The sequence below is a fragment of the Streptomyces sp. NBC_00829 genome (assembly GCF_045161795.1).
Lineage (GTDB): Bacteria > Actinomycetota > Actinomycetes > Streptomycetales > Streptomycetaceae > Streptomyces.
In genome coordinates this window covers 2,772,974-2,786,827 of the sequence record NZ_CP108867.1, presented here as the reverse complement: position 1 = coordinate 2,786,827, position 13,854 = coordinate 2,772,974, and the positions used below count along the sequence as shown (strand labels likewise).

12 protein-coding genes are annotated in these 13,854 nt (G+C 68.2%); 11 read left to right on the top strand and 1 reads right to left on the bottom strand.

Translation table 11 applies throughout. From position 1 onward, the window contains the following. The first annotated feature begins 20 nt into the window (after positions 1-20). The 10 genes from OG293_RS11640 (at position 21) to OG293_RS11595 (ending at position 11,139) form a co-directional block, all read left to right on the top strand. The gene (locus OG293_RS11640) at positions 21-953 is read left to right on the top strand and encodes an ABC transporter permease (RefSeq protein ID WP_405998718.1); all 933 of its coding nucleotides are present in this window, start codon (positions 21-23) and stop codon (positions 951-953) included. Next, positions 946-1,899 (top strand): ABC transporter permease, encoded by a 954-nt coding sequence (locus tag OG293_RS11635; protein WP_405998717.1) that lies wholly within the window; start codon positions 946-948, stop codon positions 1,897-1,899. The genes OG293_RS11640 and OG293_RS11635 overlap by 8 nt, the downstream gene beginning before the upstream one ends. A gap of 14 nt (positions 1,900-1,913) precedes the next feature. After that, complete coding sequence (locus tag OG293_RS11630) at positions 1,914-2,972, top strand: ABC transporter ATP-binding protein (RefSeq protein WP_405998716.1); 1,059 nt, start codon at positions 1,914-1,916, stop codon at positions 2,970-2,972. Next, a complete protein-coding gene (locus OG293_RS11625; protein WP_405998715.1) occupies positions 2,965-4,113 on the top strand; it encodes an ABC transporter ATP-binding protein in 1,149 nt (382 codons plus the stop codon). The genes OG293_RS11630 and OG293_RS11625 overlap by 8 nt, the downstream gene beginning before the upstream one ends. 191 nt (positions 4,114-4,304) lie before the next feature. Then, complete coding sequence (locus OG293_RS11620; protein WP_405998714.1) at positions 4,305-5,939, top strand: ABC transporter substrate-binding protein; 1,635 nt, start codon at positions 4,305-4,307, stop codon at positions 5,937-5,939. A gap of 73 nt (positions 5,940-6,012) precedes the next feature. Beyond that, positions 6,013-6,936, top strand: a complete 924-nt coding sequence (locus OG293_RS11615) for an ABC transporter permease (protein WP_405998713.1) — start codon at positions 6,013-6,015, stop codon at positions 6,934-6,936. After that, on the top strand, positions 6,929-7,906 hold the full coding sequence (locus OG293_RS11610; protein WP_405998712.1) for an ABC transporter permease: 978 nt from the start codon (positions 6,929-6,931) through the stop codon (positions 7,904-7,906). The genes OG293_RS11615 and OG293_RS11610 overlap by 8 nt, the downstream gene beginning before the upstream one ends. Positions 7,907-7,916: 10 nt before the next feature. After that, positions 7,917-8,891: an ABC transporter ATP-binding protein gene (locus OG293_RS11605; RefSeq protein ID WP_405998711.1), complete on the top strand. Its 975-nt coding sequence runs from the start codon at positions 7,917-7,919 to the stop codon at positions 8,889-8,891. Next, positions 8,815-9,936: an ABC transporter ATP-binding protein gene (locus tag OG293_RS11600; protein ID WP_405998710.1), complete on the top strand. Its 1,122-nt coding sequence runs from the start codon at positions 8,815-8,817 to the stop codon at positions 9,934-9,936. Before OG293_RS11605 ends, OG293_RS11600 begins: the two co-directional genes overlap by 77 nt. Before the next feature lie 219 nt (positions 9,937-10,155). Continuing rightward, the gene (locus OG293_RS11595) at positions 10,156-11,139 is read left to right on the top strand and encodes a hypothetical protein (protein WP_405998709.1); all 984 of its coding nucleotides are present in this window, start codon (positions 10,156-10,158) and stop codon (positions 11,137-11,139) included. Between the two features lie 182 nt (positions 11,140-11,321). On the opposite strand, the gene OG293_RS11590 is transcribed toward OG293_RS11595, so the two are convergent. Continuing rightward, on the bottom strand, positions 11,322-13,469 hold the full coding sequence (locus tag OG293_RS11590; RefSeq protein ID WP_405998708.1) for a prolyl oligopeptidase family serine peptidase: 2,148 nt from the start codon (positions 13,467-13,469) through the stop codon (positions 11,322-11,324). Between the two features lie 157 nt (positions 13,470-13,626). On the opposite strand from OG293_RS11590, the gene OG293_RS11585 reads away from it, so the two are divergent. Continuing rightward, entirely contained in the window at positions 13,627-13,821 is a 195-nt protein-coding gene (locus OG293_RS11585) for a hypothetical protein (RefSeq protein ID WP_142213873.1), read from the top strand. Positions 13,822-13,854 lie beyond the last annotated feature (33 nt).

Sequence of the window (13,854 nt, the reverse complement as noted above, 5' to 3'; positions counted from 1 at the left end):
CACATCTTTATGGAGGCACGATGGGGCGCTATGTCGCACGACGACTGCTCCAGATGGTCCCGGTCTTCCTCGGGACGACCCTGCTGATCTTCCTCATGGTGTACACCCTGCCCGGTGACCCCGTGGCAGGGTTGTTCGGGGACAAGGGTGCTGACCCCGCGACCATCGCCAAGATCAGACATGACCTGGGGCTGGATCTCCCGATCATGCAGCAGTACTGGAACTACATGACGGACATCGTCCTTCACTTCGACTTCGGCAACCAGATCGCCAGCGGGCGTCCGGTCACCGATGTCCTGGGTGATGCGTTCCCCGTCACGATCAGGCTCACCGCCCTGGCGTTCCTCATCGAGCTCGTCCTCGGCCTCGGCCTCGGCATCATCGCGGGTCTGCGTGCCGGCCGACTGGCGGACAACCTGATCCTGATCGTCACGCTGCTGATCATCTCGATCCCGGTGTTCGTCCTCGGCTTCATCATCAAGACGGTCTTCGCCTTCCAGCTCGGCTGGATCGAGCCGAACGTCAACGACCCCGAGGACTGGTCGCAGTTGCTCGCCCCGGCGATCGTGCTCGGTGGTCTCTCGCTCGCCTATGTCGCCCGGCTCACCCGGACCACGATGGCGGAGAACCTGCGCGCCGACTACATGCGCACCGCGGTCGCCAAGGGCCTGCCCCGCCGCCGTGTCATCGGTGTCCATCTGATGCGCAACTCCATGATCCCCGTCGTGACCTTCCTCGGCACCGACATCGGCGCCCTGATGGGCGGAGCGGTCGTCACCGAGGGTCTGTTCAACGTTCAGGGTGTCGGCGGCACCATCTACCAGTCGATCATCCGGCGTGAAGGCACCACCCTGGTCGGCCTGGTCACCATCCTGGTGCTCGTCTATCTGCTCGCCAGCCTGCTCGTCGACCTGCTGTACGCGGTCCTGGACCCGAGGATCCGTTATGCCTGACGCGATCAAGACCGCAGCCGACGCGACCGAGGACGCCGTCGCGCCGCCGTCGGCCTCCACCGCGGCGCCGCAGAAGGCCGACAAGCCCCGCAGCCTCTGGGGCGACGCCTGGCGGGACCTGCGCCGCAACCCGTACTTCGTGGTGTCGTCGGTCCTGATCTTCTTCCTGCTGCTCATCACGGCGTGGCCGGGCCTGTTCACCAGCGCGTCGCCGACCACCGGCGACCTGGTGAAGCACTACCTCGGCAAGCCGGAGCTCAGCAAGGTCGGATCGCCCGAGTGGTTCGGCTACGACGTCCAGGGCCGCAGTGTCTACGCGCGTCTGATCTACGGCACCCGCGCCTCGATCATCGTGGGCATCGCCGTCACGCTCATCGTGACGGTGGTCGGCGGCATCTTCGGCATGCTCGCCGGCTACTTCGGCGGTATCACGGACGCGATCCTGTCGCGCATCACCGACATCTTCTTCGGCATCCCCTTCCTGCTCGGCGCGATGGTGGTGCTGCAGTCCTTCACCGAACGGACCGTCTGGGTGGTCGTCTTCGCCCTCGCGTTCCTCGGCTGGACCCAGATCGCCCGCGTCATGCGCGGTTCGGTGATCACGGTCAAGCAGGCCGACTACGTGCACGCCGCCAAGGCTCTCGGCGCCGGCACCACCCGGATCCTGTTCCGGCACATCCTTCCGAACGCCATGGCCCCGGTGATCGTCGTCGCGACCATCGCCCTCGGCGGTTACATCTCGGCCGAGGCGACGCTGTCGTACCTGGGTCTGGGACTCTCCTCGCCGACCATCTCCTGGGGTATCGACATCTCCGGCGGTGCCGCCCAGATCCGTGTGGCGCAGCACATCCTGCTGTGGCCGTCGATCATGCTCAGCATCACCGTTCTGGCGTTCATCATGCTCGGCGAAGCAGTACGCAACGCCCTCGACCCGAAGCTGCGCTGAGGAGGGCGTACGACATGACCATCATCGACAAAACCGCGTCTGTCCCCGCCCCGCGCGACGGGAGCGACTACGAGGGTTCGCTGCTCGAAGTCCGCGATCTGCATGTGGAGTTCCACACCCGAGACGGTGTGGCCAAGGCCGTCAACGGCGTCAACTACAGCGTCAGCGCCGGTGAGACGCTCGCCGTGCTCGGCGAGTCCGGCTCCGGCAAGTCCGTGACCGCGCAGGCGATCATGGGCATCCTCGACATGCCGCCCGGCAGGATCCCGCAGGGAGAGATCCTCTTCCGCGGCGAGGACATGCTCAAGATGTCCCCGGAGGAGCGCCGGCAGATCCGTGGCCGCAAGATCGCCATGATCTTCCAGGACGCGCTCTCCTCGCTGAACCCGGTCCTCACCGTCGGCTACCAGCTCGGCGAGATGTTCCGCGTCCACCAGGGTCTGTCCAAGAAGGATGCCAAGGCCAAGGCCATCGAGCTGATGGACCGGGTCAAGATCCCCGCCGCCAGGGCCCGGGTCAACGACTACGCCCACCAGTTCTCCGGCGGTATGCGTCAGCGCATCATGATCGCCATGGCGCTGGCCCTGGAGCCGGATCTCATCATCGCGGACGAGCCCACGACCGCGCTGGACGTGACCGTCCAGGCCCAGGTCATGGACCTGCTCGCGGAGCTTCAGCGTGAGTACAACATGGGCCTGATCCTGATCACCCACGACCTCGGCGTCGTCGCCGACGTCGCGGACAAGATCGCGGTCATGTACGCGGGACGGATCGTCGAGACCGCCCCGGTGCACGAGCTGTACAAGCGCCCGGCGCACCCGTACACCCGCGGTCTCCTCGACTCGATTCCGCGTCTGGACCAGAAGGGCCAGGAGCTCTTCGCCATCAAGGGTCTGCCGCCCAACCTCCTGCGTGTGCCTTCCGGTTGTGCGTTCAACCCGCGCTGTGTCAAGGCGCAGGACCTCTGCCGTACGGACGTCCCGGCACTGCATCCGGTGACCGAGCAGGACGGCAGGGAACTGGTCGGCCGCGGCAGCGCGTGCCACTTCTGGAAGGAGACGATCCATGGCTGAGCTCAAGAAGTCCGACGAGCCCATGGACGCCACCCCGAACGTCACCGACGTCGAGACGGTCGATGCCGCCACCGAGGCGGAGGCCGTGGCCGCGATCGAGGTGCCCGTCGAGCGGGGCGAGCCGATCCTCCAGGTCCGCAACCTGGTGAAGCACTTCCCGCTGACCCAGGGCATTGTGTTCAAGAGGCAGGTCGGTGCGGTCAAGGCCGTGGACGGGGTCTCCTTCGACCTCTACCAGGGCGAGACGCTCGGCATCGTCGGCGAGTCCGGCTGTGGCAAGTCCACGGTCGCCAAGCTGCTGATGACGCTGGAGCGGGCGACCGCCGGCGAGGTCTTCTACAAGGGCCAGGACATCACCCGGCTCTCCGGCCGTGCGCTGAAGGCCGTGCGCCGCAACATCCAGATGGTGTTCCAGGACCCGTACACCTCGCTGAACCCGCGTATGACGGTCGGCGACATCATCGGTGAGCCCTTCGAGATCCACCCCGAGGTGGCTCCCAAGGGAGACCGGCGCCGCAAGGTCCAGGAACTCCTGGACGTCGTGGGCCTCAACCCGGAGTACATCAACCGGTACCCGCACCAGTTCTCCGGCGGTCAGCGCCAGCGCATCGGCATCGCCCGGGGTCTTGCGCTCAACCCGGAGATCATCATCTGCGACGAGCCGGTCTCGGCGCTGGACGTCTCCGTCCAGGCGCAGGTCATCAACCTGATGGAGAAGCTGCAGGACGAGTTCAACCTGTCCTACATCTTCATCGCCCACGACCTGTCGATCGTCCGGCACATCTCGGACCGCGTCGGTGTCATGTACCTCGGCAAGATGGCCGAGATCGGTACGGACACGCAGATCTACGACCACCCGACCCACCCCTACACCCAGGCGCTGCTGTCCGCGGTGCCGGTTCCGGACCCCGAGGCCCGCGAGGGCCGGGAGCGGATCATTCTCGTGGGCGACGTCCCGTCGCCGGCGAACCCGCCGTCCGGCTGCCGCTTCCGCACCCGCTGCTGGAAGGCCGAGGAGAAGTGCTCCACGGAGATTCCGCTGCTCGCGGTCCCCGAGCGCTTCAAGGGCGAGGACACCCCGGCGGCACACGAGTCCGCCTGCCACTTCGCCGAGGAGAAGGACGTCGTCCACGCGGTGTAGTGCTCTGTCTGTGAACGTGGGCGCCCGGACCTTTGTGGTCCGGGCGCCCACGTCGTTTCCCGCCCCCGGAGCGGGTGCTCCCACCGGGCCGAGCGGCCGGCTCGTCCGGACGGCCGAAGCTGACGTGCGGTCTGTTCTGATATGGGGTGGTATTCGGTCCTAAGTGAGACTCAGGACTCGGGAGGCACTCCATGCGTGGAGCCATGCAGGCCAGATGTGCCGCATGCGCGGTGGCCCTCGCCCTGGCGGCGACGGCCTGCGGGGGCGGCAGCCACAGCGGCGCCGGTGGCAGTGGCGCCGACGGGATCGTGACCTCCTCGTGGGGCGACCCGCAGAACCCGTTGGAGCCCGCGAACACCAACGAGGTGCAGGGCGGCAAGGTCCTCGACATGCTCTTCCGCGGTCTCAAGCGGTACAACGCGAAGACCGGCGCGGCCGAAGACATGATCGCCGAGAAGATCGAGACCACGGACTCGACGAACTTCACGGTCACCCTCAAGAGCGGCTGGAACTTCAGCAACGGTGAGAAGGTCACCGCCAAGTCCTTCGTGGACGCCTGGAACTACGGCGCCAACCTCAAGAACAACCAGAAGAACGCCTACTTCTTCGGCTACATCGACGGCTACGCACAGGTCCACCCCGAAACGGGCCAGCCCACCGCCCAGACCCTCTCCGGGCTGAAGGTCGTGAGCGACACGACCTTCACCATCAAGCTCAACCAGAAGTTCTCGACCTTCCCCGACACCCTCGGGTACTCCGCCTACTCCCCGCTGCCCACAGCCTTCTTCGACGACCACGCCGCCTGGCTCGCCAAGCCCGTCGGCAACGGCCCCTACACCGTCGACTCGTACGCCAAGGGCTCGAAGCTGTCGATGCGCCGGTGGGACGGCTACACGGGTCCCGACAAGGCGCAGAACGGCGGCATCGACCTGAATGTCTACACCGACAACAACACCGCCTACACCGATCTGGTCGCCGGCAACCTCGACCTTGTCGACGACGTGCCCGCCTCGCAGCTCAAGAACGTGAAGGCGGACCTCGGCGACCGGTACATCAACACCCCGGCGGGAATCATCCAGACCCTCGCCTTCCCGTTCTACGACAAGGCGTGGAACACCCCGGACGGCGCGAAGGTCCGTACCGGACTCTCCCGGGCGATCAACCGCCAGCAGATCACCGACACGATCTTCCTGAACACGCGCACCCCGGCCAAGGACTGGACCTCGCCCGTGCTCGGCGCGGACGGCGGCTTCGACCCCTCGCTCTGCGGCGACGCCTGTGAGTACAACGCGGCCGAGGCGAAGAAGCTGATCACGGAGGGCGGCGGCATCCCCGGCGGCCAGGTGAAGATCTCGTACAACGCGGACACCGGCTCGCACAAGGACTGGGTCGACGCCGTCTGCAACAGCATCAACAACGCGCTGGACAACGACAAGGCGTGCGTCGGCAACCCGGTCGGCACCTTCGCCGACTTCCGCAACCAGATCGGGCAGCACAAGATGCCCGGCCCCTTCCGGGCCGGCTGGCAGATGGACTACCCGCTCATCCAGAACTTCCTGCAGCCGCTCTACTACACCAACGCCTCGTCCAACGACGGCCTGTGGAGCAACGCGGACTTCGACAAACTGGTGAACCAGGCCAACGCCGAGCCCGACACCGCCAAGGCCGTCGACCTCTTCAAGCAGGCCGAAGAGGTCGTACGCGACCAGATGGCCGCCATCCCCCTCTGGTACCAGAACGGCAGCGCCGGCTACTCGGAGGGGATCTCCAATGTCGCGCTGAATCCCTTCAGCGTCCCCGTCTACAACGAGATCAAGGTCAACTGACGGGCGGAAGAGACCGGCCCGGCGTGCTCTACGCGCCGGGCCGTCCCGCTTCCCACGACCCCCGGAGCCCTCCATGGGACGTTATGTGATCCGGCGTCTGCTGCAGATGATCCCGGTCTTCTTCGGCGCCACGCTGCTGATCTTCCTCATGGTGAACGTGATGGGCGACCCCATCGCGGGCCTGTGCGGGGACAGGCAGTGCGACCCGGCCACAGCCGCCCAGCTGCGCAAGGAGTACGGGCTCGACAAGCCGCTGTGGCAGCAATACCTGACGTACATGGGCCATGTCTTCACCGGCGACTTCGGCACTGCCTTCAACGGGCAGGAGGTCACCGAGCTGATGGCCGAGTCCTTCCCGGTCACCATCCGTCTCACCCTCGTCGCGATCGTCTTCGAGATCATCATCGGCATCACCCTCGGCGTACTCACCGGCCTCAAGCGCGGCCGGCCCGTCGACACCGGCGTGCTGCTGCTCACCCTCGTGGTGATCTCGGTCCCGACCTTCGTCACCGGCCTGGTGCTCCAACTGCTGCTCGGCGTCGAGTGGGGCGTCATCAAACCCGCCGTCTCGCCGGAAGCGCCCCTCAACGAGCTGATCATCCCGGGCCTGGTACTGGCCTCCGTCTCGCTTGCCTACGTCACCCGCCTCACCCGCACCTCGATTGCCGAGAACGTGCGCTCCGACTACGTCCGCACCGCCAAGGCAAAGGGGCTGCCGCGCCGACGGGTTGTCAGCCGTCATCTGCTGCGCAACTCACTGATCCCGGTGGTCACCTTCATCGGCACCGACATCGGCGCGCTGATGGGCGGCGCGATCGTCACCGAGCGCATCTTCAACATCCACGGCGTCGGCTACCAGCTCTACCAGGGCATTCTGCGCCAGAACACCCAGACCGTCGTCGGCTTCGTGACCGTGCTCGTCATCGTCTTCCTGCTGGCGAATCTCCTGGTCGACCTCCTGTACGCCGTTCTCGACCCGAGGATCCGGTATGCCTGAGCGATTCGATCCGGACGAGGCCATCGCCCCCACCGGCGCGGGCGGCACCATGGACCTCGCGACCAGCGAGGGCGCGACGCTGGAGAAGACGCCCGGCGGCCCGCTGGGCACAGGGTCCACCCAGAAGCCCCGCAGCCTGTGGTCCGACGCCTGGCGCGATCTGCGGCGCAACCCGATCTTCATCATCTCAAGTCTGATCATCATCTTCCTGGTGATCATCTCCATCTGGCCCTCGCTGATCGCGTCGCAGAATCCGCTCCAGTGCGATCTCGCCAAGTCCCAGCAGGGGTCCCAGCCCGGCCACCCCTTCGGCTTCAACGGGCAGGGCTGCGACGTCTACACGCGCACGGTCTACGGCGCCCGCGCCTCGGTCACCGTCGGCGTCTGCGCCGCGCTCGGTGTCGCGCTGCTCGGTTCCGCCTTCGGCGGTTTCGCGGGCTTCTACGGCGGCGCGTGGGACGGGGTCCTGTCCCGCCTCACCGACATCTTCTTCGGTATCCCGGTGGTCCTGGGCGGTCTGGTCTTTCTGTCCGTCGTCACCAGCTCCACCGTCTGGCCGGTCATCGGTTTCATGATCCTGCTCGGCTGGCCCCAGCTCTCCCGTATCGCGCGCGGCTCGGTCATCACCGCCAAGCAGAACGACTACGTCCAGGCGGCACGGGCACTCGGCGCGTCCAACTCCCGGATGCTGCTGCGCCACATCGCCCCCAACGCGATCGCTCCCGTGATCGTCGTGGCGACCATCGCGCTTGGCACCTACATCTCCCTGGAGGCGACGCTCTCGTTCCTCGGTGTCGGCCTCAAGCCGCCGACCGTGTCCTGGGGCATCGACATCTCCTCCGCCGCCCCGTACATCCGCAACGCCCCGCACATGATGCTCTGGCCGGCCGGCGCGCTGGCGGTCACCGTGCTCGCGTTCATCATGCTCGGCGACGCGGTGCGCGACGCCCTCGATCCCAAGCTGCGCTGAGGAGCCCGCCATGTTGCTCGAAGTGCGCGATCTGCACGTGGAGTTCCACACCCGGGACGGCGTGGCCAAAGCCGTCAACGGCGTCGACTACACGGTGGACGAGGGCGAGACGCTCGCCGTGCTGGGGGAGTCCGGCTCCGGCAAGTCCGTCACCGCCCAGGCGATCATGGGCATCCTGGACATGCCTCCAGGAAAGATCACCGGCGGCGAGGTCGTCTTCCAGGGGCGGGATCTGCTGCAGCTCAAGGAGGAGGAGCGGCGGAGGGTCCGCGGGGTGGGCATGGCGATGATCTTCCAGGACGCGCTCTCGTCCCTGAACCCGGTGCTGAGCGTGGGGGAGCAGCTCGGCGAGATGTTCGTCGTCCATCGAGGGATGTCGAAGAAGGATGCGCGCGCCAGGGCGGTCGAGCTGATGGAGCGGGTGGGAATCCCGGCGGCGAAGGAGCGGGTGAGGCAGTATCCGCACCAGTTCAGCGGTGGTATGCGGCAGCGCATCATGATCGCCATGGCGCTCGCCCTGGAGCCCTCGCTGATCATCGCGGACGAGCCGACGACCGCGCTGGACGTCACCGTCCAGGCGCAGGTGATGGACCTGCTGGCCACGCTCCAGACCGAACTGAGCATGGGGCTCATCCTGATCACCCACGACCTCGGAGTGGTCGCGGACGTCGCCGACAAGATCGCGGTGATGTACGCGGGGCGGATCGTGGAGAGGGCCCCGGTCCACGACATCTACAAGGCCCCCGCGCATCCGTACACCAAGGGCCTTCTGGAGTCGATCCCGCGCCTGGACCAGAAGGGCCGCGACCTGTACGCGATCAAGGGGCTGCCTCCCAACCTGATGAACATCCCGCCCGGCTGTGCCTTCAACCCGCGCTGTCCGCTCGCCCGGGACGTGTGCAGAACCGATGAGCCGCCGCTGTACGAGGTGTCCGAGGGACGCAGGAGCGCCTGCCACTTCTGGCAGGAGGCACTCCATGGCTGAGGCGATCCTGGAGGTCCGGGACCTGGTCAAGCACTATCCGCTCACCCAGGGCGTCCTCTTCAAGAAGAAGGTCGGCGCGGTCAGGGCGGTGGACGGCGTCGACCTCGATCTGGCGGCGGGCGAGACGCTCGGCATCGTGGGGGAGTCGGGCTGCGGCAAGTCCACGCTCGCCAAGATGCTGGTCCAACTGGAGCAGCCGACGGCGGGGACGATCCGCTACCAGGGCGAGGACATCACCAGGCTGTCCGGGCGGGCGCTGAAGGCGGTGCGCCGGAACATCCAGATGGTGTTCCAGGACCCGTACACCTCGCTCAATCCGCGGATGACGGTCGGGGACATCATCGGTGAGCCGTTCGAGATCCATCCCGAGGTGGCGCCCAAGGGCTCACGGCGCAGGAAGGTGCAGGACCTGCTGGACGTGGTGGGCCTCAACCCCGAGTACATCAACCGCTATCCGCACCAGTTCAGCGGTGGTCAGCGCCAGCGCATCGGCATCGCGCGCGGGCTGGCGCTCAACCCGGAGATCATCATCTGCGACGAGCCGGTGTCCGCGCTGGACGTCTCCGTGCAGGCACAGGTCATCAATCTGCTGGACAGACTCCAGAGCGAGTTCAGCCTGAGCTATGTCTTCATCGCTCACGACCTGTCGATCGTGCGGCACATCTCGGACCGGGTGGGCGTGATGTATCTCGGCCGGATCGTGGAGATCGGCAGGGACGCGGAGATCTACGACCACCCCACGCATCCCTACACCCAGGCCCTGCTCTCGGCGGTCCCGGTCCCCGACCCGGAGGCCCGTGCGCACCGCGAGCGGATCATCCTGTACGGCGATGTCCCCTCACCGGCGAACATCCCCTCGGGCTGCCGTTTCCGCACCCGTTGCTGGAAGGCGCAGAAGCGCTGCGAGCTGGAGGTGCCGCTGCTGGAGGTACCGGCGGTCTTCCGCGCGGGGGAGGGACCTGCGCGGCATCCGTCGGCGTGCCACTTCGCCGAGGAGAAGCATGTGGTGCCCACCGAGGAAGAACTGGGCGGCGGGCCGGCATGAGCACAGAGGTGGGGGACAAAGCTGGATAAATGCATATCAATTTCGTTTACACGCAGGCAACTTGTCCGTCGCGGCTCCGAGATACGGACGCGTCAGGCTGATCAGCGTACGGCCGTGCGGGTGCCGTAGACCGGCCCGGGGCTCGCCATGTGGCTCCGGCCGGTCGCCCGAGCGCCTCGGCCCCTTGTTCTGCCCAGCGCGGCGATGGACCATCGCAGGGTGACGCTGACCCGAGGAGCCCGGATCGCCGGCGCGGTGCTGTGCGCCGCCCTTGCTCTCGTCGTCGGCGCGTGGATCACCCGGGACCTCACCATCGTGGACGATCCGCTGGGCCTCTGGCGGTTCTGGACCGGGGCCGGAGGCGGCGGCACGGCTTCGGCCCCGCTGGCGACCACCCTGGAGGACCTGCTCCTGCTCGCGGTGTACGTCACCGTGGCCGGTGCCGCGCTCCGTTCGCCGGTCGCGGCCTCCGCGCTCGTGGCCGCCGGCGTGGTCACTCTCGCGGTGCGGTTGCCCGGTCTGTGGGTGCTCAGCTCCTCCTGGATGGGGCTGAGGGCCACCGACGAACTGCGCATGCGGGCGCTGTACTGCGCCTTCGCGTCGCTGGGGCTCGGCGTCGGGCTGCTCATCACGGCCGCGGCGGGGCGGCGCGCGCCGTCCGCCCCCGGCGACTGGGAGCGTACGCCGACCCGGCCGGCCCAGGGCGTGTCCGCACTCGCTTTTCTGCTGCTGGGCGCGGGGGCCGCAGTGCTGACGGCGTGGGAGGTCAACGCGGCCACGCGGTCCCGGGGCACGGACTACCTCGACCGATACACCGGCAGCTGGGACGTCCTGCTGCCGCTGCTCGGGACACCGCCGGGCTGGCTGGCCGCGGTGACCGCGGTTCTCGCCCTGGTGTCCGCGTTCGGCGCGATCTTCCACGCGGTCTTCGCCCGGCCACTGGGTCTGGTCGCCGCGCTGCTCCTGCTCGGCACGGGCGGGCGCGGCGTGGACTTCGCCGTACGGAACGACCTCGTCGCCCGGCTCGGGGAACTGCCGACCAGCGATCAACTCCTTGTGCTGTCCTGGCTGTTCGAGACGGCGGCGGGTGCCGTGCTGCTGCTTGCGCTGGCACGCCGGGGAGAGAGGGAGGAGGGGCTGGTGGGGTGGCAGCAGCCGTCGTACCCGCCCCCGCCCCCGTCCTCGCCCCCGCCGGGCTGGTGACGGCGGGGGAGCCTCGCTCGCCCCGCTCCTGCGGCGGGACACATCGCGGACAAGCCCTGCGGGCGCGGCCGCACTCGCCGGACGGCGGCACTCGCGGCACGGCCACACTCGCGGCACGGCGGCACTCGCGGCACGGCGGCGCGGCACCGCACTCGCCGGACGGCCTCAAGCGCCGGTGGGGCTCAGTTCGACGGCCCTGGCCGAGGCAGCGACCGCTTCAGGAAGTCCACCTGGAGCAAGAGCAGATTCTCAGCGATCTGCTCCTGCGGCGTCATGTGCGTCACCCCGCTCAACGGCAGCACCTCATGGGGGCGCCCCGCCGCCAGCAGCGCCGACGACAGCCGCAAGGTGTGTGCCATCACCACATTGTCGTCCGCCAGGCCATGGATGATCATCAGTGGTCTCGCCGGGTTCTCCGGCGCCGTCAACCCGTCCTCCGTGACGAGGGAGTTGGCCGCGTACACCTCCGGCTGCTCCGCCGGATCACCGAGATAGCGCTCGGTGTAGTGGGTGTCGTACAGCCGGAAATCGGTCACCGGCGCCCCCGCCACCGCCGCGTGGAACACATCGGGACGGCGCAGTACCGCGAGTGCCGCCAGGTAACCGCCGTACGACCAGCCGCGGATCGCCACTCGCCCGAGGTCCAGCGGGAACGCCCCGGCCAGTGCCTGGAGCGCCTCGATCTGGTCGTCCAGGGTCAGCGGGAAGTTGTCCTTGATCGCCTTCTCCCAGGCGGGCGAGCGTCCCGGCGCGCCCCGGCCGTCCGCGACGATCACCGCGAAGCCCTGGTCGGCGAACCACTGCGAGGTGAGGTAAGGATGGTGCGCGGCGTACACGCGCTGGCCGTGCGGCCCCCCGTAGGGATCGAGGAGCACGGGCAGCGGGCCGTCCGCCTCCTGGTACCCCGAAGGCAGCAGCACGCCGCAGGGAATCCGCCGGCGGCCGGCCTCCACCAGCCGTACGCGCGCGCTCAGCACCGGCTGTTCGGCGTACGAGGTCACCGTGGCGAGCGGCTTGCCCTCGCGCAGCACCTGCACGGTCGTCCCGCTCGACCCCGTGTCCGACGAGGCCAGGACCATCACCCCGCCCGAACGCACGGCCGAGTGCACGCCCGGCCCGTCCGAGACGCGCTCGATCCCCAGCTCATTGACCCGGTACAGATGGATCTCGCCGATCTCCGGATCCGTGGCCTCCTCGCCCGCAGCCGCCGAAATCAGCACATCGCTCTCGCCGATGTCCAGCACCGCCCGCGGATGCAGCTGCGCTCCGGTCAGCGCCCGGTCGCCGACCGTCAGCACCCGGGCCCCGCCCTCGTCCGCGATCCGCACCAGCCGTCCGTCCGGCGCCCAGGCCGGCACCCCGGTGAACAGATCCAGCCAGACCGCGTCCTCGTCGACATGGACGGTCCGCGTCGCGCCCGTTTCCGGGTCGACCGCCAAGTACAGCTGGGTGCGCTGGTCACGGGCCTGCACCAGGAGCAGCGGAGCGCCCGCGGCCGACCAGTGCACCCTGGCCAGGTAGGGGTGGAGCGACCGGTTCCAGGTCACCTCCGTACGCTCCCCGTCCAGCGTGCAGAGGAACAGCCGCACCTCGGCGTTGTGCGTGCCCGCCGCAGGGTAGGCGACCTGCTGTGGCTCCCGGTCCGGATGAGCCGGGTCGGAGATCCACCAGCGCCCCACCTCCCGCTCGTCCACCCGGGCGACCAGCAGCCGGTCCGACTCCGGCGCCCACCAGAAGCCCCGCGAGCGGTCCATCTCCTCGGCCGCGATGAACTCCGCCAGGCCGTAGGTGGTGTGCTCGTCCTCGGGCTCGGCCAGCGCCCGGTCGCCCTCGCCCTCCGCCCGTGTCAGCCGCAGCGCGCCCTGCGCCACATACGCGATATGGCGGCCGTCCGGGGAGGGCCGGGGGTCGATCACCGGTCCCGGGACGGGCAGTTCGCGTGCGGTGCCGGCCCGCAGCTCGGCCGTGTACAGCCGGCCGGAGAGGGTGAACGCCGCCAACTCGACTGCCTCGTCCACCGCGTAGCCGACGATGCCCGAGGAGCCCTCGCGGCTGCGTTCGCGGCGGGCCCGCTCCTGCGGGGAGAGCTTCTCGTGTGCTCCGCCCAGCAGCGCGTCCGGATCGGCGGCGAGCCGCTCCTGCGGTCTGCCCGCGTCCCCGTCGAGGTCCAGCACCCAGAGCCGCCCCGCCCGGTCGGTTCCGGACGCCGACCGGAGGAACACCACCCGGGAGCCGTCCGGCGACACCGTGAAGGCGCGCGGTGCGCCGAGTGTGAAGCGCTGGGTCCTGGCGTACTGACGCGGGAAGGAGAGCTGAGGCCTCGTGGTCATGGAACCGAACCTAGCGTCCGTGCGCCCCCGTGTGCTGCTGTGCACCGATCGATGCGTAGGTACGGATAGTTATGATCCATAGCGCAAGGTGGGTATGAACCCCCTGGCACATGCAACCTGCCCGTTCCCGTCCAAATAACTGTGGAGGTGAACCGCCGTGGCACTCTCGATTTCGGCGGTGGTGCTGCTGGCGATCGTCGTCTTCCTGCTGGTCCGGAAGTCCGGGCTGAAGGGTGGGCATGCGGCGGTCTGCGTGTTGCTCGGGTTCTATCTCGCAAGCTCCTCGATCGCCCCGACCATCAACGAGCTGACCACGAACGTGGCCGGGATGATCGGCGGGATCAAGTTCTAGCGGGATCAGTTCTGGCGGGATCACGTTCTGGAC